This is a genomic window from Turicibacter bilis (assembly GCF_024499055.1).
Lineage (GTDB): Bacteria > Bacillota_I > Bacilli_A > MOL361 > Turicibacteraceae > Turicibacter > Turicibacter bilis.
In genome coordinates this window covers 116,762-138,964 of record NZ_CP071249.1, presented here as the reverse complement: position 1 = coordinate 138,964, position 22,203 = coordinate 116,762, and the positions used below count along the sequence as shown (strand labels likewise).

The following is a 22,203-nucleotide window of genomic DNA, read 5'->3' as shown; positions in this document are numbered from 1 at the left end:
TTAACTCTCCCTTCTCTTTAAATTTTCATACATTCGGTTCAGGTAACCAAGGACTTCTTCTCTTTCCTCTTTTGTAAATCCTACAAAACAACACTCATCAATTTCACAAAAGGTTTGTTTCACCTGTTTTTGGGCTTCAAATCCAGTCTCCGTTAAAAAGACATTCGTAATTCGACGATCCTCTTGATTTGCTTCACGATAAATTAATCCACTTCTTTCTAAATGACTTAATAAACTCGTGGCAGTGGCCGGTTGAATATGACAATGCTTGGCCAAATCTTTTTGTGAACATCCATTATGATGATGTAAATAATCTAAAACTTTAGGTTGCCCCTCTGTCAATCCTAATTCTTGAAATCGATGTTGGCAAACTTTTCGGTGCATCTTTGATGTCCGAATAAACGCACGATGCAATGATTTTGATGCACTATCATCTAGTTTTCCTTTCATGTTATCCCTCCTTTTCTTTTAAATAGTTAGATATCAAATCTTTAGATATCTAAATAATTACCATATTCACAAATAAAAGTCAATGAGTCTAAACTAAAACATAAAAACAGAGCCGTAGCTCTGTCTTTAGTCGTGACGATTATTTTAAAAACTTTGCATGTTGCCATTCATAAGGAAAGAGTGATAAATACGTGGGTTCAATATAACGTTCATCAATCATAATCACAACGCCTTTATCCTCTTCTGTTCGAATCACACGTCCCACTGCTTGCATCACCTTATTAAACCCAGGATAAAGATAGGCATATAAATATCCCTTCTTAAAAGCTTCTTCAAAATAAAGTCGACGCTGTTCAGTCAAAGGATTAATTTGAGGAAGTCCAACCCCAACAATAATAGAACCGATCAGTCGATTTCCAATAAGGTCAATCCCTTCACTAAAAACACCACCTAAAACAGCAAATGCCACCAAAGTTTCACTAGAATTGGCTTGGAATGAATCTAAAAAGGCTTCACGAGCTGACTCATCCATCTCACGCCCTTGTTTTAATAAACGTTGCTCATCGTCTATTAATTCTTTATACGCCTCATACACCATCTCTAGATATTGATACGATGGAAAGAATACAAGATAATTCCCCTGCTGGTTTCTAGTTACTTGATAAATTGTTGAAATCAGGGGGGCAAGCGTTTGATCCCGCTGCTTATACTTCGTTGAAATACCATGATGGACATATAAATCCAAATGCTCGCGCTCAAAAGGAGACGGTAAAAAGATTTGCTCACACTCCTCATCATGAAGTAAGACAGTATGATAATAGCTCAGTGGATGTAAGGTCGCTGAAAATAAAATACTTGATCGAACTCGCTCCATTTTTTCACTTAAATAAAGGCTTGGATTTAAACATATCAGACTCACCTTGACTTCAATTCCAGACCGTTCATAACGAACGCGAAAACTTTCATTATAAAAATCAGAAATTCGTAAAAATTGATGGCAATCAAAATATAGATTCATTAATTGGGGTTTATATTCAGTTTCAGGATACTGATATAAATATTTTTCCAACACCTCAAGAAGAGATTGAATCTTTGTTAAAAAAGTTTTATCGACATCATCTTTAAATAAATCATAAACTTTCTTTTCTTCAAGTTCATGACGACACTCAATAAATTTCAAATTCAAAGCCCCTAATACCTTTGCTAATGGTTTATGCCGGTCTTTAAATAAACGTTTCAGCTCTTGAATCGGCGCCTTAGTTAAGGAAGCACTATACATGTCGCAAGCTCGATCATATAAATTATGTGCCTCGTCAATTAAGGCAATATGGGGTGACGGCTCATCAAAAAAGCGACGGAGGTAAGCACGTGGATCAAACATGTAGTTATAATCTCCAATCACGGCATCGCTAATCGACGCCATTGCCAACGAATACTCAAATGGACAGACGCTGTGCTTTTTAGCATAACTCACGATTCGATCACGATTAAACAGTTGTTCTGACTCAAATAGATCTTTAGTTGCTTCGTTAATTCGATCAAAATAACCTTTAGCATAAGAACAATAGCTTGGATCGCATTTTACTTCATCCATTAAACAAATTTTCTCTTTTGCCGTAATCGTTGTCACTTTTGCTTGCCATCCATTGGCTAAGCAAGTATCAAAGGCTTTTTCTGCCACGCTACGGCCAATCGTTTTAGCAGTTAAATAAAAGATTTTTTGTTCATGTTCTGTTAAGGCTTTGATGCTTGGAAAAATAGTTCCCATTGTCTTGCCAATCCCTGTTGGAGCTCGTAATAAGAGTCGTTTCTTTTGTTTAACACATTGATAAACCGCCCCTGATAATTCTCGTTGATAAGCTCGAAAATCTCCAAATGGAAACTGTAAGGTTTTAGCTGTTTTTAATTTTAACTCCATCGAACGTAATAAAATCAAGTACCAATCCAAGTAAATACGTAACGTTTCTTGAACAAACGGTTCTAACATTTCTTTCGTATATATTTGATCAAAACAACGTTGATTAATGCCCTCTAAATCGCAATAGATCAATCGAACCGTTATTTCTTCCCAGTCTAAATGCTGACATAATAGTAAATAAGCATACATCTTGGCTTGAGCATAATGAGCTGGTCGATCATTCTCTTCAATTACTTCTAGCTTGCGTGTCGTTGATTTAATTTCTCCAACAATCCATCTTCCATCTCTCTCTAGTAATAAATCCATTCGACCACTTAAATGAATCTCATGTTCATCTAATGATAAAATATGTTCTAAATAAACTTCACACTCTTCATCTAAATATTGATCTTGGATGACTTGATGAACCTCTGTTCCATACTGCGCACGATTCGCTTGAAAATATTCTAAATTTAAATCGCCTTGCTGATATACGTAACTAACGACTTCTTTGATTCCTTTACGAATAATCATCATTTCACCAAATTTCTATATAAAAGCAGATAAATATTTAACATTTCCCTGTCAATGTTAACCTCTTAAACCATCATAAGCAAAAGCTAACACTCAAAATTGATTCTTATCTATTTATCCTTTTTACCATCATAACACTTTTTATTCCTCTACTCCTAGATGATAATCCTTCCAGTTATCAACTAGCAGATAAAAACGTCTCAAAAGGAATATTCCCTCTGAGACGTTTCATTTAAACCGCTGGTTGAATTGAACCGAATTGTTTCGCGCGAGATAAAATACGATAAACATAATCCTGTTCTTCAGCTAAGTGTAATTTTCTACAAAATTCTTCATGTAACTGATAAAATTCTTCGACAATCGATTTTAAAACCTCTTCTAACTCTTTAATCGATGGACTAAATGCCCATTGTTTTAATTTGTTTTGTTGTTCTAATTTTAAAACAGATTTACTTCCCTCCATATGTGACCAATCTAAATAAACATTTGGTTTATTCCCCTCTTGAATCATCCACATCGTTGCAACTAACCAACGCATGACATTTAAACAATGTCTCGCCTTATAAGATTCATCAACATAAACACTTCGATGAAATTCATAATAATTTGAGAAAAACTTTGTGCGCCAACTATCTAAATCCTCGAAGCTTAAGGCATACTCTAGATTTTTCGACTCTTCAGACACATAGGTCATGATCCCATACGGATCATCAACAATCATAATCTTCTTATAATCAATCGATGGTTGTATCTCTTTCACATCATGGAATGTGACGAAGACTTTCAATAGACTTTCATAATGGACAATTATTGTGTTTTGTTGCTTCATATCTTCCTCAAAAAAGAAGACTTTCCCAAAAGTCGAAGCAATAGCACGCTTATGTTGTAATGTCTCTTTATAAAATGCTGGTTGAACGACAAGATTTAAATGAAGATCTAACTCTGAGGACCCTTCAATCAAGTCACTATAGAAAACAGAAATAATATGGGGATTTTTCTTTAACTCCTGTTTAATTATTTTTAATAAATCTTCACGTTCTAGTTCTCGGTGTACTTCATTTACATAGTATAACTCTCCCTTTTTCATCCGCTACCCTCCAGAACAACATTTATTGTCATTTTTTTACATTATATCACATTTTCAAACATTTGACCATATGCATTCTGTTTTAAGCAATCTTCAATCATCCCTTTACAACTCTTCTCCTTGTTCAACGACTTCATATCCCTTATTTTCACCTCGTTTAATCCTCATCATCCAATGTTCTGTTTGATATTCACACTCTAGGTCATCTATTAAATTTAAATCATAATCAATTTTAACGATAAACTCTTCTATATTTCCCGATATCACTTGAATTTTCTTAATCTCAATGTGCCATTCTAACTGACCATTTTTTATCGGACTCATTCTCTCATTAATCGTATTATTAAAAAGAGAAAGCGCCACTTCCTTCATCAAGTCAACGGATTTCTGACGCCTCCGTTTATAACAAATCCCTCCAATAACCCCGACTCCTAAAACAATACAAATACTCGAGTGAACCCAAATTTTATTCCCTTTTCGTTTGATTCTTATTTTCATAGCTATCCCTCAACTTTTATTCATCTAATTCATTATAAGAGACATTAAATAAAAATATACACCTCAAATCGATCATTAATTCATGTGGTCGGCTATTATGTTCAATTAATATTTTAGACTATTTTCAAACGAGTGAGCCTAGTCTATCTTGGAAATAATTCTCTAGATCAAATTCCTTGCTTTATCTTTTAATCAGTGATCCACCCATCACCTTTATATCATTTCATCCCAAATTAATGATTCGATCTTAATCAATAAGAACGTTATCTTTTTGACATGATGTCGTTAACTTAACTCTATCAAAAAATGCGACCTCCTAACAAGGTCGCATTTTTTCACTTTATACTAAACGAGTCGTCCATTTTTCTCCGTCCCAAATATCTGTCACGACATCGCGATAGAATTCAGGCTCATGGGAAATCAGTAAGACACTTCCTTTATATTCTTTTAAGGCACGTTTTAATTCATCTTTTGCATCCACATCTAAGTGATTCGTTGGCTCATCGAGAATTAAGACATTTGTTTCACGGTTAATTAATTTAGCAAGGCGAACTTTCGCTTGTTCTCCCCCACTTAAAACCATTACTTTACTTTCGATATGTTTCGTTGTTAATCCACACTTAGCTAAAGCGGCACGAGCTTCCCCTTGTGTTAAGTGTGGGAACTCATCCCAGAACTCTTGTAAACATGTTTTATCTTTTCCACCTTTGATTTCTTGCTCAAAGTATCCGATATGTAAATGTTCACCTAATTCAACCGATCCTGAGATTGCAGGAATTTCACCTAAGATACTACGTAATAACGTTGTTTTCCCAATTCCGTTCGCTCCACAAATCGCAATTTTTTGTCCTCGTTCCATTGTTAAATTTAATGGTGCCGATAATGGTTCATTGTACCCAATCACTAAATCTTTTGTTTCAAAGATATAACGTCCTGACGTACGAGCCATCTTGAAGTTGAATTCTGGTTTTGGACGCTCAGCTGCTAACTCAATGATTTCCATTTTATCTAATTTCTTTTGACGTGACATGGCCATGTTACGTGTAGAAACACGAGCTTTGTTACGAGCCACGAAATCTTTTAAATCAGCAATTTCTTGTTGTTGTTTTTTATAAGCAGATTCTAATTGTGCTTTTTTCGCTTCGTAAATACGAACAAAGTTATCATAATCTCCTACATAACGGTTTAACTCTTGATTTGCCATATGATAAATTAAATTGATGACACTATTTAAGAATGGGATATCATGTGAAATTAAAATAAAGGCATTTTCGTATTCTTGTAAGTAACGTGTTAACCAAGTAATATGAGCCTCATCTAAGTGGTTTGTCGGCTCATCTAATAATAAGATATCTGGCTTTTCAAGTAATAATTTCGCAAGTAAAACTTTCGAACGTTGCCCTCCACTTAACTCCGTCACGTCACGATCTAATCCGATATCTTGTAATCCTAAACCTTTAGCTACCTCTTCTACTTTGGCATCAATGACATAGAAGTCGTTGTTTGATAAGATGTCTTGAAGGACACCGACTTCTTCTAATAAAGCATCCATTTCTTCTGGATCAACCTCGGCCATTTTCATATATAAATCATTAATTTTTGCTTCCATATCAAATAAATATTGGAATGCCGTTTTTAAGACATCACGAATCGTCATTCCTTCTTGTAATGACACATGCTGATCTAAATAACCAACGCGCACATTACGTGACCATTCAACTTTCCCTTCATCTGGTAATAATTTTCCAGTAATAATATTCATAAATGTTGATTTTCCTTCACCATTGGCTCCGATTAATCCAACATGCTCTCCTTTTAATAAACGGAATGATACATTTTCAAAAATAGCACGATCCCCAAACCCATGACTTAAGTTTGTAACGTTTAAAACACTCATTAATGGCTCTCCTTTCAAACATGAAGTCTCTTCATGTCGATTGAAATTTTTCTTCTTCGATTATATCTAACATTTTAATTAATGAAAAGAAAATTTTCATATTTTTCATCTGTTAATTTTCAACAGCACCATTGATGGATTTTGATTTCAACTGTTCTTGACGAACCGTTGACCATTTTTCATAACGTTTGTTTCGTTCTTCAAGCGTTACAATCCTGTCACTGAGTTGCATTCGTTTAAATTTCATCGGTGATAATCCATACGGACTATAAGACTTCGTATAAGGAATAATTCGAGAGACAGCATAGCTTCCACCTGAGGCATAAAGAGGAATAAAATACGCTTGATCAAGAGCATAGGCCTCAGCATCAGCATAGCGTTCATAACGCTTATCCATATCACGAACCTCTAAATTTGCTGCTTCTTTTAATTCTTTAAAAACATACAGACCGATTTGTTCCTTTAACTCTTTTTCTTCCTGACTCTGAATCGCTGATCGATTCAATCCAAAGCTTTTTAATAAATCGCCATTATCCGGATCTAAAATATCTAAATAACTTTTAGGATCGCCATAATCAGGCGACCATCCCGCTGAAAAGACCAGATCAGTATTGACTAATTCAGCTGTCTTAGAAGCTAATAAATTTTCACGAGAGCTCATAATTAAATTAATTAAAACCTCCCCCTCTAAATGTTGTTCAATACTTTGTTTTAAAGCTTGCGCACTTCGGAAACTTCCGTCACTTTCACTATTTATAATCACATCTAAATAAATGGGAAATGTCACACCTTGTGCTATCAATTCTTGTTTAGCAATTGCTAATTGCTCTTTCGCCTGTTCTGGATTAAAAAATGCCATCTGTCCATCGTCTAAGCTCAGCTGTTTAGAGTATAATACCGGATTTAGTCCCTTCAACGAGTCACTCACTAACTTACCATAACAATCACCATCACTCGTTTGAACGAACGTCGGCTGAGTTAATGTATTTCTTAATGAAATTTTTTTTAGCTCTTCCCCTACCACTTGCATATTGATTGATTCTGTATCAATCGCCCGCATAATCGCTCGACGAAATGAAGTATTTAAAATGGCTGCTTTCGTATCCGCTTTTTGCTGATTGGTTTTTGGGGAAACATCTTGACGGCTATCTAATGGCGAATGATACTGTTGGCGATTAAAGACAAAAGTTACAAACGCCACAGACCCATTAGTATCGGTGACAAAAATAGAATCCCCATACTTTTCTCTCGCACTTTTAACCAGTGGAGGATTATTCACATCTAATGGGGCAGAAACAATTTCTCCACGATCAAAGGCTAAAAATAAAGTCGTCGGATCCGCTTGCTGACAATAAATCAACTTCACATTTGGAATATAAACGGAATCACGGTCCCAATAATTTGGGTTAGCTTCATATTCAATAATTGATTTTGAAGTAAAGTTTTTTAGAAAATAGGCTCCATTATATAAAATGGATTCTGGCTTAGCGACACCAAACTGGCAACTCGAATATTCTGGTTCTCCTAATTTACATCCTAATCCTTTTGATTCTAAAAAACTTTGGTTAACAGGCAACAAAATAGAATAAGTCGTCATGGTTGGAAAATAAGGCGTCGGTTGATTCAACTGATACTCCAGTGTATACTTGTCCACCGCCTTCACCCCGACTTCACTAAACGGAATCTCTCCATTCACATAAGCGTCTAAATTTTTAATGACCGATTGAACGAGATAAAGCGTCTGCGATTGAAAATCGGCCGCATGTTGAAGGCCTGTGACAAAATCTTGAGCCGTCACCTCAGCGTATTCTTCACCTTCATCTGTATACCAATAGACCCCTTGGCGAAGATCAAATCGCCAAATCGTTGAATCTTCATTCCCTTCCCAATGCGTTGCCATCGCACCCACTAAATTTCCATACGTATCATGTTCAAGCAACCCATCAATAAAGTTAGCAAAATGTAAAGAATCCACGGTTTTATAAGTATATAAATAATCAAAGGTTTCTGGATCCATGCCATAAAATCCAACATAATCATGTTCTTGACGATCTTCTTGTTGAGCCTGTACTGGTCTCACGATACCAGCTAAACAGATACTGACTAATAATAAACCTATTAATCCTATGCGTCTCATCACATCACCCGATCCTATCAAAAATAAAAGTAGCCAAATGGCTACTCTTATTTTTCTACATTTTTCATGAGACATACATATTTAATAAGTTTCTACTCATCACTATTTGTCATCTTATCGTATATAGTCAATTTAATCATGATTACTTTATTCATCCATTTATTTAAAATCAACTTGATAAGTTAAACCATCTGTCGTCACAACTATATTCCCCTTTTCATAGGTAACGTAAACCTCATCAGTATAACGGTTTACACGTTCTAATAGTGCTCGATGGGGATGTCCATAACTATTATTTAATCCGGCACTAATGACGACGACTTCAGGTTGAACCTCTTGTAAAAAGTCTATCGAACTTGAAGTCTGTGACCCATGATGACCAGCTTTTAAAATCTCAGCCTCTAAATCACGATATAAGATTTTTTCCTCTGTCTTTGATTCCATATCTCCTGTAAATAAAAAGTCAATGTCTTGATAGCTTAGCTTTGTTAACACTGAATTATTATTTCGATCCCCATTATCATCACCAGTTTCAATGACTTCAAATGTAATCTGATCACTTAATTCAAAGATCATATCAGCATCTTCAAGATAAATAGCACCTTGCTCTTGTTGCTGTTTAACCGCTTCAAAATAAGCCTTATAGGTTTGAGAAGAGTGAGACTCTCCAGAATCAATAATCAAATGAACGCGATATTCTGCCATCACTTCTGCTAAACCTCCGATATGATCAGAATCTGGATGAGTCGCGACTAAAATTTCGATATCATCAACGCCAACTTTTTTCAAATAGTTTAACAATTTTGCTTCAGATCCGTTATTCCCACCATCAATTAAAATATGAAAATCATCATAAACAATTAAAGTGGCATCTCCTTGACCGATATCAATAAAATGGACTTCCAAATTCAAATCATTCGGACGCTTTACTAAATGACTATCTTGATATGTTTCAACCTCTTGATAGTTAGGGTGTGGCATCCATCCTAAATAGATGAAAATAGCTGATAATACAATTGCCCATCCAGTGAGCGAATAACGTATCAACTCTTGTTTTTTCTTCTTTTTAATTCTGCGATTATGTTTAACTAAATAAATACCTAACGGAGGGCATACAAATAACCAGACACAATTATACCAAACCTGACGTTGATTCTTTTTTAAACTTCCTAGTAACCCTAAGACTAAAATAACATAAGCAAGTATGAAAATTAAATAATCAGTCCAATTTGCCTGTTCGATTAATTCAATCACATAATCAATTTGTTCTAAAAACTGATTCAAAAAAATATCCTCCCTACAATTTGAGCTATTGTTTTTTAAAACTTCATTATAACACATCAATTCCCCCTCTTATCCTTTTATTTTAGGATCCGTTTTAAATTCGTGTGGATGACGCATAAAAAATAGGGCTGTCTCAAAATGAGATAGCCCCTTGATTCTTCATTTATTATTCTTCTTCATTTCCTACTAAAAATTCAGCATAAGCAGATTCACCATGCTCAGATAAATCAAGCCCTTGACGTTCTTCTTCTTTTGTGACGCGAAGTCCCATAATACGTTTTAAAGCTATAAAAATAATAAATGATGAAACAAATCCCCAAGTAGCAATCACTAAAGCACCTAATACTTGAATACCGAAGAAGCTTACACCACCACCGTACAGTAATCCATCAGTTGTAGCAAGTAATCCAGTTAAAATAGTACCAACGACTCCACAGAAACCATGAACTGGAATAGCTCCTACAGCATCATCTAATTTAAATTTACGTTCAAGTAAATCAGAACCAACCATCATCACAACACCTGAGACAATCCCAATGATAATTGCTCCAAGTGGTGAGACAAGATCACATCCTGCAGTTACCCCAACTAAACCAGCTAAAGCCCCATTCATGGCAGCTCCAACACTTGGTTTATCTTTAATCCATGAAATAACTAATGTCGTAACCGCTGCGGCTGCTGGTGCTAAATTGGTCGTCATCATAACATGGGCAATCGCTTCTGGATCACTTGCCGTTAACGTTGAACCTGCATTAAATCCAAACCACCCAATCCATAAGACAAAAACCCCCATAGCAGCTAAAGTTAAACCATGACCATGAATGGTATTTGAACTACCATCTGGATTAAATTTACCTTGACGTGCCCCTAATAATTTCACTCCTGCTAAAGCGGCGAATCCACCTAATGCATGAACAACAGATGACCCAGCAAAATCATGGAATCCAAGTTGAGCTAGCTATCCGCCACCCCATACCCAATGACCACTGATTGGATAAATAATAGCCGTCATAATCGCACTAAAGACAAGATACGTTGAAAATTTCATACGTTCTGCAACAGCCCCTGAAACAATCGTTACCGACGTTGAACAGAAAACGGTTTGGAAAAAGACAAATGCTAATAATGGAATAATTAATCCCAATCCACTGTAATCCCCTGAAACGAATAAATCAGGTGTCCCAAATAATCCAAAATTTGATCCATTAAACATGAGTGAGAAACCAAAAACGAAGAAGACTAATGCCCCAATAGAATAATCCATGAAATTCTTCATCATAATATTGGCTGCATTTTTAGACCGTGTAAACCCACTTTCTACTAAAGCAAAACCTGCTTGCATCGAAAATACTAAAACGGAAGCAATAACTACCCATAAAGTATCAATAATTACATTAAGATCAACCGTCATAATCTTTCCCTCCTTAAATTTCACACCAACTGGTGTCAATTCCTTTACTATAAAATAAAAAGTAAATTCGGGCGATGCGCGATTGTCTTTGAGCTCAAAAGAAAATCAAAAAAGGCGAACTTCTTTCGAAGAACGCCATTGTTCACACCAAGTTTTTATTAACTAAGACCTCTTTGTCTATACTTCACTATATTCACATCAACCGGAAAAATAAACCTATTTTCGATATTTTTTTAAACTTTTTTCGACTCAAATTCCTTCCACTGTGGTAAAAGAAATTCAACTAGCTCATAAAAACGATGACTATGGTTAGGCTGTAGCAAATGACTAAGTTCATGCACAACAACATACTCAATAAAAGCATCAGGCTGGTGAATCAGATTCTTATTAAACGTAATCGTTCCTCTTGTTGGACGGCACACACCCCATGTTGAAGTCATTTGACGATACTTAATCTCTACAGAAAGAATGCCCTGCTTTTCAAAATAAGGCCAGTAATACGTTATATAGTCAGTAATCTTCTGTTGTAATTGTTTAAAGATCCAATTTTTTGCTGCGACGATTGCTTTTTCATCCGAATAGGCTCTAGGAACACTAAGAAGTAATTGATCCTCTTCTACTTTAATCGCCACCCGTGAGTGAGATAATCGTTTAACTTTTAGTGGAGAACCAAAATATAAAATCTCATCTGTCTCTAATGTTTGACTCGGTGCGCTTAATACCGCCTGTCGCTTCGCCATAATCCATGACCATTTGGCTAATACAAATGATTCAATCATCTCTTGCGTTATATGAGGTGAAGCTGAGATTTCAATATCCCCGCTACGACGCACTCTCAAATACATATTTTTAATGGGTTTACGAATGATGGTTATTTCTAAGTCTTTCATGTTTAATGTTTCTACTGTCATGTTTTGCGCTCCATCTTAATAATATCTTTCATTATAACACAAAAAAAAGACTTCAAATGAAGTCTTTTTCCCATTATCTTTTCATTTCAACAGGTTGAATCCATACGCCTGGATAATTCGAATGAACTAATGCTTGTTGAACTTTTTTCGCCTCATTTAAATCAGAATAAGATCCACAAACCACACGATAATAAGTCTCTGTTTTTAAAGGTTCTGGACGATCAACCACTTCATGTCGCAACTCGCGTTGATAATTCATATTGAATGCTTTACTTAAGGCTACAACAATCGCCTCAACATAAGCATCTTCTTGATTTAAGAAAGTATATAAATCACTTTCATTATCTAGATAAAACATTTCGATAATATCACAAGAAACCCCACCACGCCAAGCTTCTCGAATAATACCATAATAGTCAGTATAATTATAAGTTTGTGTAAATCTTAATGTTTGCGGATCAATATAACGTTCATAAAATTCACCAGTATACGCTCTTGAGAAAATTTCTCGAAAAGCATTCAAGCGACTAAGCTCTTCTCTTAAATAATATTCAAATCGGGCGCTATCTTCTTTAATCGGTACATAAATTTCAGCTCCGCTATATTCACCTGTACCTCCAGCACTATTGACATGAATACTAATCGCTAAGTTAGGCTGTAATTCAGCAATTTGACGACCTCTGGCTGAGGCATTTCCAATATATGTATCATCCGTCCGTAATTGAGTTACCTGAAATCCAATTTGTCTTAATCGATTACTAACTTTTGTTGCCACACGTAAAGTAATATCTTTTTCATTGTATGCACCAAAATGAGCACCTTTATCCCATCCACCATGACCTGCATCTACTACAATATAAGGCATTCTATCACTCCTCACTCCTAATATAAGTCTGCCCTCTTATTGTATATGCCCCAGAAAGGCGGATGGTATAGGCACTTGACATCCTCGGCGTATTCCCTTTATACTTTATAGCTGTTTTGCTCACTTCTCTTGATGATTGAAAAATAGCTTTTTCAATGAGACCTGTTAAAGAGGTATCCATCATTGATCAAGTTCGTCGACTATCACCTATCTTATCGTCAACTTGATTAAGACGTTTTCATCATTAATCCGTGCCGTTTTCACAAACAACTCAAACGATTTATCGTTAATTATCTTTGAAATGATTTGTCTTAAATTCATTCACAGAATCACTTTCACGATGAATCTCTATCCATATTATTTTAAAGGAGATAACTAAAGTTAATATCTCTACTATGAAACGGATAGGTTAAAACTCGTCTAAACTAGAGAAAAAACTGAGTAATCGGTGTAATATTAAGTGTCATAAAAATTAAATCCATTCCTTCAGATAGCCACTCAATTAGATTAAAGCCAATTAAATAATGGAGCACAGTCAAAACGACCATTGATAATAAAATCACGGCTTTTCGTATCAGTCCGTCTAATCCAATCGGGCTATTTAATTCCCCTTTCAAGTATGCTTTGACATAGCCCGTTACAAAATCAATTAATACTACTACAGCAATTACACTTAACATTCGATGCATCGACATTGCTCTCCCCCTCCTTTACTATAAACCTCTAGAAAAATAGGAGATTCGATGTGTCCAAATAAAAAAAACGCCAGATAAATCATCATCTGACGTCTGTTTATAAGCTATTTTCCTTCATCTAGTCTAATGCTGATGAAGCACGTGAACTAATCCTTGTTCATATAACATTTTAATATGATCATCATCTAGTGAGTAATAAACAACTTTTCCCTCTTTACGATAATTCACTAAGTGCGCCTGTCTTAAAACACGTAATTGATGTGAAATGGCTGATTGTGTCATTTCAAGTAATGCTGCTAAATCACATACACACATTTCTGAATGAACAAGGGCTGAAAGAATACGAATTCGAGTTAAATCTCCCATGGCTTTATATAAATCAGATAATTTTAATAAATCATCATCGTTTGGCATCTTTATTTTAACTTTTTTAACTACATCATCATGAATGGCTTCTAAGCTACATGCTTCCATTTCTTCACCTCATTTTACCGTTATGTGAAGATTATATGACTAACACGCCTAAAGTGCAAGAGTTTGCCTTAAAAACGTCAATTGATACAAAATATCGTTATCTTTCTCGATCAAAAATCCATGATTTAACAATCGCTAAATGTTCTCGCAACTCCCATTTATATCGTTTCGGAATTGGTGATGGCGCTCCTATAATCATATGATCCATCCCAATTCGTTTCGCTAAAAAGGACGTACGAATACTATGAAACTCATTTGTCACAATCGCAATTTTATGGTTAGGTAATAACGGTTTGGACAAGATTAAATTTTCAAACGTATTATGCGCTTGATCTTCCATGATAATTCGTTCTTTTTCAATTCCATACTCTTCGATTAATACTTTTTGCATCAAATGTGCTTCTGGTGGTAAGGTTTCACTTCCTTTCCCCCCCGTGACCACAACCATCAACTGTGGATTCTCTTTCAAAAGCTCTGCACCTTTTTCCAATCGAGAACGAAGTGTTTGTGTAACATGATTACTTCTTAATGAAGATCCTAAAATTAAAATATAATCAATGTCTGGCGTTAATTTCTGTTTTAGTGATTGATTCATTTGAAGATGCATGCCGACTAAATAAATAACTAAGAGTGTCACAACTCCCACCATCCTAATCCCTCCCTCCTTACCTTTCTACTCTCATCCTATGACACCCTCTCTAAAAATGTGTTATTTTCATTATCAAAAAATTAGTCAAATGCCTATGTTTTTTGCATAGATTATAGTAGAAATGATGTCCTAAACCATAAGGAAGTGAGCGTATGGAATCAAAAACATTTGCAACAACGACCTACTTAATTCAATCAAATGATACTATCAGGACGATTGCGTCAAAGTTTCAAACCACGCCACAACAATTAATCAAACTTAACGGAAACAAGCCACTCATCATTCAAACGAAACATCAAATCAAAGTTCCTCTTCCTTCAAATTCAAAACTTCATGTCGTTACGGAAGGAGAATGCATTCGAGATCTTCTCATTCGCTTTAAACTATCACCTGATGAACTTATTTCCTTGAATCAGAATTTATTTTTACAACCTGGCCAACTCATTACCATCGAACGCTAAAAATCACACAGTTAAACTGTGTGATTTTTAATCTTTCAAAAGTATAAGATTCTAATGAATGATATCTCATTTAATTCAATTTTCTATAAAACTCTATGTCCTATCCTCTATTTGAGCTATGAATAGAAAGATGCCATCGCCTCATCCTTCTTAAAAATGTCCGCATCTTGATAATCGGTTCATTGATCATTATTCCTTCAAAATTTCCTCTCATAATGCCATTGACTTTAAACCATGAAATACTTAAGAGCCTTTAAACGAATGTTTCAAATAGTTTATGCCCTGAACCCTGGAGCACAGCACAAAAAAACTCATAAATAGGATCCTTAAGTATTAGATTCTACTTATGAGTTCATCTTAAAAGATTTGAGCTTTTTGTTGAAGCTCTCCTTGAAGTTTTCCTACTTCTTGAAGGAGTTGTTCGTTAGATAATCGATTACGACCAAGCAGTCCCACCACTTCAACTTGAGTGAGACCAATTAAATCAAAAATAGCTTTAATTTGAGATTGATGATGATCTAAAAATTTTCGCTCTCCATCATAGACTTGCCCAGATGAGGTAATATACAGCACCTTCATCTCTGAACAAAGACCAAGCATTTTTCCATCTTGATAAGTAAACGTCACATGACGATAAATAATGTTATCTAAATAAACCTTTAACATCGCAGGAAAACTATGATTCCACACTGGAGCTGCAATGACACATTTATCATAAGATTTAAATTGTTCAGCAATCTGTTTAATCTCTGTTTCTATTCCTTGATTATAACGAGACAATCGTTCATAATCCATGATAGGCATAATCGTTTGATATAAGTCAAGCACCTCTACCTCATCTGTCGGATGAGCTTGTTGGTACGCTTGAATAAAGACATCACTTAAGCGATAGGTCAATGATTGATCGCATGGCTTAGGATTAGCTTTAATATATAAAAGACGCGCCATAAATTTCACCTCGCACATTAGTTGTTAAGAATTCAGATACTCTTAACATAATATGATAAGTTAATCGAAATTTATGACGCTATTTGACTATTTTAGCTCATTTTTTGAAATTGTTTAATCATAGCCTCTGCACATTTGATTCCATCGATTCCAGCTGAGACAATTCCACCCGCGAAGCCTGCCCCTTCACCGGATGGATATAGCCCTTTAACTGTTAATGACTGTAACGTTTCACTGTCACGGTCCATACGAACAGGTGAGGATGAACGTGATTCTACTCCTGTCATAACAGCATCATCCATCGCAAATCCTTTTAATTTACGATCAAAGGCTTGTAATCCATCTGCCATTGCATCCGTAATATAATCAGGTAATAAACGACGTAAGTTCGTTAATTTAACACCTAAGGCATATGAAGGAGTCACTGATCCTAATTTTTTAGAGGCTTGTCCTTTTAAGAAATCACCGACTAATTGGGCTGGTGCTGTATAGTTACTTCCACCTAATCCAAAAGCTTTTTCTTCTAAGCGACGTTGGAACTCCACACCTGCTAACGGGTGATCTGAACCAAAGTCTTCTGGGAATACTTGAACAAGTAACGCACTATTTGCATTGTCTTGATCACGGGCATGTTCACTCATTCCATTCGTTACTAAGCGACCTTTTTCAGAACTTGATGGAACAACTAATCCACCTGGACACATACAGAATGTATAAACCCCTCGTCCATTTGACGCCGTATGCGTTAATCGATATTCGGCTGCTCCTAATTTTTCATGTCCAGCAAATTCTTTATACTGTGCCACATCAATTAATGATTGCGGATGCTCCACGCGAACACCAACAGCAAATGGTTTAGCTGTAAAATGAACACCACTTTCATATAACTCATAGAACGTATCACGTGCACTATGTCCAATCGCGACAATGACATGCTCCGTTTCGATGATTTCGCCACCTTTAATTTTAACCCCTGTCATTTGTCCCTCTTCGATAATAAACCCTGTGGCTTGTGTATTAAAGCGAACTTCTCCACCTAATGAAATGATTTTTTCACGAATATTTTTAACAATATTACGTAATAAATCGGTTCCAACGTGCGGGTGAGCCATATATAAAATATCTTCTGGTGCGCCTGCCTCGACTAATGCTTCTAACACTTTACGTCCACGTAAATCTTTAACACGTGTCGTTAATTTCCCATCAGAAAATGTCCCAGCCCCACCTTCACCAAACTGAACATTTGAATTAGGATCGAGTTTTCCTTCACTCCAAAACTCAGTAATTGAACGGACACGATCTTCAACCGCTCCTCCACGCTCTAAAACAATTGGACAATAGCCCATCTCAGCTAAAATTAAAGCAGAAAACATTCCTGCTGGACCGAATCCAACAACAACTGGACGATGTTTCATGACTTCAGTTCCCATCTCAGGATATTTATATTCGATATCTGGTGTGATCGAAACATTTGGTAACTTCTTAGCTAAAATTTTCGCTTCATCTTTAACCGCAATATCTACCGTATAAACAAAATCTAGCTTTCCACGGCGACGAGCGTCAATCGATTGTTTATAAATTCTATATTCTAATAAGTCACTTTCTTTTAACTTCAATTGTTTTAATAATAACTCTTTTACTTTTTCAATCGGATCATCAATTGAAATCTTGATTTGAGATACTCGAATCATAACATCACTCACTTTCATTTCTCTATTATAGCACAAAGCGACGCAAAATATCATTTCGACGTTTTCTAATCAAAAAAAGTACGAATTCTCAGCGAAACTCGTACTTTTATGACTCAAAAGCAATCTAATAGACTGTATAAACATTTTCGTATTGATTCGATTTTAAATAACCATTTTTGACATAGTCATAGAAAACAAACATAGACATGGCATATAAAGGTAAAATATAAACAATAGCTAACCCAAAAGTAAACGATCCTAAAATGGCCCATCCGAAGAAACTCGATTGTAAAACCACAAGCTCCCACTTATGACCCTTCATCATTTCACGACTACGTGTGATCGCTTCATCAATCCCTATTCCAGGGTTATCATTTAAAATAAACATCGCCTGAGAATAAGAATATGATTTGATAATTCCAGGAACAGCTAATAATAATGACCAGAAGAAAAGATACAATCCTTTAATAAAATAAAGTCCTACGACTGAACCTAATTGATCGGTTGGGAAAAAATCTCTTAGCCCAAACTCTTGTCCACGACGGATACGATGCATAACATCAATCGTTCCATACGAAATCATTGACATTCCAAACAAAGGGACCAAAAAAGCAAAGAACGTCAGAAATCTTCCAACAATAACTGTTACAATCATCGTTCCTAAAACGGATACCGTTAAACAAAGAGCAAACTTAATCCAAGCACCTTCTTGAAAATAAGAGCGGGCCTGCTCCTTAATATGACGTCGCCACTCAATCTTTTGAAATAAGGCGATAATCACAATAATAAGCGGGACACTTCCACTTAAAAAAATCTTCATCTTTCCACATCACTTTCACAAATCATATTTATCCTTATTCTACTTACTTTCTTCAACACTTTCAACTCTTTTATTCTACTTTACTCATCAAAAAAGGACCTGACCTTGATTCGACTCAAATCATTAACCCCAACCGATATCCATCTGTAGATACGAAACACAAAGTTTTCGAGCGAATGAACGTCACTCGTATGAAGCATTGAAAAACTTGACTATCAAGGAAACAATCCAATACTTGGCTATTATAAATGAGACGTGTGACTCGCCTATATCTATCTTACTAAGTGTATGCAACGTCATCCGTTATTTTTAAATGACTTTGCCGTTTCATTTAAGCATCTCATGAGATGGTTTTTTCATGGATGACATTCCCGCCTCATCAATCAACAAGTGATTTAACATGACACTAATTGAGTTTAATAATTATTTCCCAGGCTATATTTATAGCTCATTACAGACTCCCCGGCTAAAAGAAAAACCTAGTCAAAGTCGTCCTTTAACTAGGTTTTCATCAATCAATTATCACCCTAATAAGTCATCATTAAAATTCCAATGCTTTTTGATCTGCTTCGCTTGCTGTTGAAACAGGAGACTCTTCCACAACAATGGAAACTTGTGTTTTAGGATGTAAAACACGAACAATCGTTTTTCTAAGTAAATCCACTGGAATAATCGAAACAGCTAAAACCAAGATTAACGCCCAATGAGCTAATCCCATTGGCGTACAGCTAAACATTTTTCCACCAACAAATGTTAAAATAATTTGCACGATAACAATCATCCCCATCACTTTAATGAATCCTGGATTTTGATTCATATGTACAAACAGATTCGGGCCTTCACTACGAATATTGAACGCATTAAATACAGCTAATAAAACGAATAATGAGAAATAAGCCGTTGAATGAATATCTTCACTACCAAAGAACTGTTTAAAGAATGGTAATGTTAAGAAAATTAAACTTAAAATAGTAACATAAGTTCCCGCGACCAAGATTTGTCCCATCATTTTTCGTGACACAATGCTTTCTGTACGAGATTTAGGTTTTTCATTCATATACGCTTTTAAAGCTGGTTCTGATCCTAAAGCTAACGCTCCTAACCCATCCATAATTAAGTTAATCCATAAAATATGAGTGACACCTAACGGTTGTTCCATTCCTAAGAATGGCGCAATCGCACAAATTGCAACAGCTGCCACATTAATCGTTAATTGGAACTTAATAAATTTTTGAATATTATTATAAATTGTACGCCCATATAAAATGGCACTTTCAATTGATTTAAAATTATCATCTAAAATAACAATGTCCCCGACTTCTTTTGCTACATCTGTTCCTGATCCCATCGAAAAGCCAACATCGGCACGTTTTAAAGCTGGTGCATCATTCACACCATCCCCCGTCATTCCACAAACTAAATTTAATTCTTGGGCTAAACGGACCATGCGTGATTTATCCGTTGGTAAGGCACGCGCAATAACACGGATATTCGGTAACATCTCTTTCACTGTTTCATCTGATAATTGATTTAATTCATCTGATGTCAAAGCAACATCACTCGCTTTTTTCATTAACCCACAATCTTTTGCAATCGCAACCGCTGTTTCTTTACGGTCACCTGTAATCATCACGACTTGAACACCCGCTTGCTGAACTTCACCAATAGCATGACGAGCTTCTGGTCGAACATCATCACGAATCCCAACAAAACCAATGATCACTAAGTCAGTAGGTAAAGTATCTTCAACTAATGGTGAATTACTATAAGCAAAAGATAAAACACGCATTGATTTTTCAGCTAATTGGTCAATTTTTTGATTGATCGCTGCTAGATCTAATGGTATGACATTTCCTTCATGATCTAAGTAATATTTGGCACGTGACAATAAACGCTCAGGGGCTCCTTTGTAATAAGTTGTTCCATCTAACTCTGCTGCTGAGTATTTATTAGCTGAGTTAAATTGTTGTGATTTAAATACTTTAATCCCTTGAACTGCCTCATAATTTTCTTTAGTTACAAACGATAGCAAAGCTTTATCTGTTGCATTTCCGTCAATAATCTCTCCAGCTTCATCAAACATGGCTCCTGTATTTTTTCCAATACAAAGTAGCATTTGTTCTTTGATCATGACTGATGCTTCATAGCTATCTTCTAAAGCCCCATCGAAAAATTCAACAACCTCTAGCTTTCCTTTTGTAATCGTTCCTGTTTTATCACTAAATAAAATATTTAATGACCCAGCTGTTTCAATCCCAATAGGCTTACGAACTAAGACTTGGCTATCTAATAGTTTTTTCGTATTTTGCATTAACACAATAGCAATCATTAATGGTAATCCTTCAGGAACAGCCATCACAATAATCACAACAGCTAGCATCACCACTTCTAAGATTTGTTTGAAAATTAAAATAGGATCTTGTGAAAAATAAGCACCAAATCCACCCATAGCCATTACTTTAGAGAACAGCAATGCCACCATGATGAGGACAGCTCCAATGTAACCAAAGGTTGAAATTTTATGGGCTAAATCTGATAACTTCACTTTTAATGGACTATCAACTTCATTATCAGCCATCTCTTTCGCCATTTCCCCCATGACTGTTGCCATTCCAACGCGAACGACTTTCATCACAGCACTTCCATCGACCGTCACTGCCCCACGGAACACAGAGGTTTCATCGACGAATGTATCCCCTGTAATTGATGTGTTCCACGTCGACAATTCAACGCTATTTGGATCTTCATGTGCAAATTTCTTACATTCTTCCGACTCACCATTCAAACTCGAATTATCCACTTTAATGAAGCCATCCACTAAAAATCCATCAGCCGGAATTTTATCTCCTGATTGTAAAATAATACAATCTCCTACCACGATATCATCAATCTCGAGTTCAACGACTTTTCCATGACGATACACTTTACATGTCTCTTTTTTAACACTACTTTTTAATTTACGATATTCACTATCTGAAGCCAGTTCAGTTCGAGCAGAAATAAGCGTAACTAAAGCAACTGAGAAAACAATTCCTGCTACCTCTAACCACTCTCCATAACCAATCACTGCAAGAATTCCCATAATAATGGCAATCGCAATTAATAATTTAATCATCGGATCCCCTAGCTGCCCTTTAACTTTATCTAAAAATGTTTCTGGCTCAGCCTCTTCAATCACATTACTTCCATACTTTAAGCGGCTCTCTTGAACCTGCTTATCTGTTAAACCCTTTAACATACACTCTTTCTATTACGAACCCTTCTTTTGGCAAGATGAACCTTCATCATTTCAAGCATCCAACTTACATGATTAATCACTTACCACTCTCGTAATAGGCCTCCTTTCTTTTTTATAATGATGCTATCCGTCTAAATACAAATGAATTTAGGTTCTATAGCTTCAAATCTCTTTTTTATATAACCAATTGTCAATATAAATGCGACAGTTTTTCATGAAATAGCTCGAATGAAGATCTCTTCTTTGGACAACCTAA

General features: G+C 35.7%; 17 protein-coding genes and 1 pseudogene. 1 reads left to right on the top strand and 17 read right to left on the bottom strand.

Features of this window, described 5'->3' with window-relative positions:
* The 13 genes and pseudogenes from J0J69_RS00685 to J0J69_RS00625 all read right to left on the bottom strand — a co-directional run bounded on the left by J0J69_RS00685 (position 1) and on the right by J0J69_RS00625 (position 14,789).
* Positions 1 to 450: a MarR family winged helix-turn-helix transcriptional regulator gene (locus J0J69_RS00685; RefSeq protein WP_212725506.1), complete on the bottom strand. Its 450-nt coding sequence runs from the start codon at positions 448 to 450 to the stop codon at positions 1 to 3.
* A 139-nt stretch (positions 451 to 589) separates the two neighbouring features.
* Positions 590 to 2,881 carry an ATP-dependent DNA helicase gene (locus tag J0J69_RS00680; RefSeq protein WP_212725507.1) on the bottom strand — a complete coding sequence of 764 codons (2,292 nt, stop codon included), beginning with the start codon at positions 2,879 to 2,881 and terminating at the stop codon, positions 590 to 592.
* Positions 2,882 to 3,113: 232 nt separating this feature from the next.
* Positions 3,114 to 3,968 (bottom strand): hypothetical protein, encoded by an 855-nt coding sequence (locus tag J0J69_RS00675; RefSeq protein ID WP_212725508.1) that lies wholly within the window; start codon positions 3,966 to 3,968, stop codon positions 3,114 to 3,116.
* Between the two features lie 105 nt (positions 3,969 to 4,073).
* Complete coding sequence (locus J0J69_RS00670) at positions 4,074 to 4,466, bottom strand: hypothetical protein (RefSeq protein WP_055305686.1); 393 nt, start codon at positions 4,464 to 4,466, stop codon at positions 4,074 to 4,076.
* A gap of 340 nt (positions 4,467 to 4,806) precedes the next feature.
* Positions 4,807 to 6,363, bottom strand: coding sequence for an ABC-F family ATP-binding cassette domain-containing protein (locus J0J69_RS00665; RefSeq protein ID WP_212725509.1), 1,557 nt, complete (start codon positions 6,361 to 6,363; stop codon positions 4,807 to 4,809).
* Positions 6,364 to 6,475: 112 nt separating this feature from the next.
* Positions 6,476 to 8,500 (bottom strand): peptide ABC transporter substrate-binding protein, encoded by a 2,025-nt coding sequence (locus J0J69_RS00660; RefSeq protein ID WP_055242600.1) that lies wholly within the window; start codon positions 8,498 to 8,500, stop codon positions 6,476 to 6,478.
* Between the two features lie 159 nt (positions 8,501 to 8,659).
* Entirely contained in the window at positions 8,660 to 9,784 is a 1,125-nt protein-coding gene (locus J0J69_RS00655) for a ComEC/Rec2 family competence protein (protein WP_055242657.1), read from the bottom strand.
* A gap of 166 nt (positions 9,785 to 9,950) precedes the next feature.
* Positions 9,951 to 11,195, bottom strand: a pseudogene (locus tag J0J69_RS00650) (ammonium transporter).
* A gap of 233 nt (positions 11,196 to 11,428) precedes the next feature.
* Positions 11,429 to 12,106: a M48 family metallopeptidase gene (locus tag J0J69_RS00645; RefSeq protein WP_237252363.1), complete on the bottom strand. Its 678-nt coding sequence runs from the start codon at positions 12,104 to 12,106 to the stop codon at positions 11,429 to 11,431.
* 73 nt (positions 12,107 to 12,179) lie between these two features.
* Positions 12,180 to 12,971, bottom strand: a complete 792-nt coding sequence (locus tag J0J69_RS00640) for an N-acetylmuramoyl-L-alanine amidase (RefSeq protein WP_055242596.1) — start codon at positions 12,969 to 12,971, stop codon at positions 12,180 to 12,182.
* A gap of 425 nt (positions 12,972 to 13,396) precedes the next feature.
* Positions 13,397 to 13,666, bottom strand: a complete 270-nt coding sequence (locus J0J69_RS00635) for a phage holin family protein (protein WP_055305688.1) — start codon at positions 13,664 to 13,666, stop codon at positions 13,397 to 13,399.
* Positions 13,667 to 13,789: 123 nt separating this feature from the next.
* The gene (locus J0J69_RS00630) at positions 13,790 to 14,140 is read right to left on the bottom strand and encodes an ArsR/SmtB family transcription factor (RefSeq protein ID WP_055242593.1); all 351 of its coding nucleotides are present in this window, start codon (positions 14,138 to 14,140) and stop codon (positions 13,790 to 13,792) included.
* A gap of 97 nt (positions 14,141 to 14,237) precedes the next feature.
* Positions 14,238 to 14,789, bottom strand: a complete 552-nt coding sequence (locus J0J69_RS00625; protein ID WP_212725510.1) for a YdcF family protein — start codon at positions 14,787 to 14,789, stop codon at positions 14,238 to 14,240.
* A 152-nt stretch (positions 14,790 to 14,941) separates the two neighbouring features.
* Here J0J69_RS00625 and J0J69_RS00620 point away from each other — a divergent pair, with 152 nt between their 5' ends.
* The gene (locus tag J0J69_RS00620) at positions 14,942 to 15,250 is read left to right on the top strand and encodes a LysM peptidoglycan-binding domain-containing protein (protein ID WP_212725511.1); all 309 of its coding nucleotides are present in this window, start codon (positions 14,942 to 14,944) and stop codon (positions 15,248 to 15,250) included.
* 357 nt (positions 15,251 to 15,607) lie between these two features.
* Here the strand turns inward: J0J69_RS00620 and J0J69_RS00615 are convergent, their stop codons facing one another.
* From J0J69_RS00615 to J0J69_RS00600, 4 genes are all read right to left on the bottom strand, one after another.
* A complete protein-coding gene (locus tag J0J69_RS00615; protein WP_212725512.1) occupies positions 15,608 to 16,198 on the bottom strand; it encodes an FMN-dependent NADH-azoreductase in 591 nt (196 codons plus the stop codon).
* Between the two features lie 92 nt (positions 16,199 to 16,290).
* Positions 16,291 to 17,889 carry an NAD(P)/FAD-dependent oxidoreductase gene (locus J0J69_RS00610; RefSeq protein ID WP_212725555.1) on the bottom strand — a complete coding sequence of 533 codons (1,599 nt, stop codon included), beginning with the start codon at positions 17,887 to 17,889 and terminating at the stop codon, positions 16,291 to 16,293.
* Between the two features lie 124 nt (positions 17,890 to 18,013).
* Positions 18,014 to 18,709, bottom strand: a complete 696-nt coding sequence (locus tag J0J69_RS00605; RefSeq protein ID WP_212725513.1) for a DUF975 family protein — start codon at positions 18,707 to 18,709, stop codon at positions 18,014 to 18,016.
* 541 nt (positions 18,710 to 19,250) lie between these two features.
* Positions 19,251 to 21,947, bottom strand: a complete 2,697-nt coding sequence (locus J0J69_RS00600) for a cation-translocating P-type ATPase (RefSeq protein WP_212725514.1) — start codon at positions 21,945 to 21,947, stop codon at positions 19,251 to 19,253.
* Positions 21,948 to 22,203: the final 256 nt, after the last annotated feature.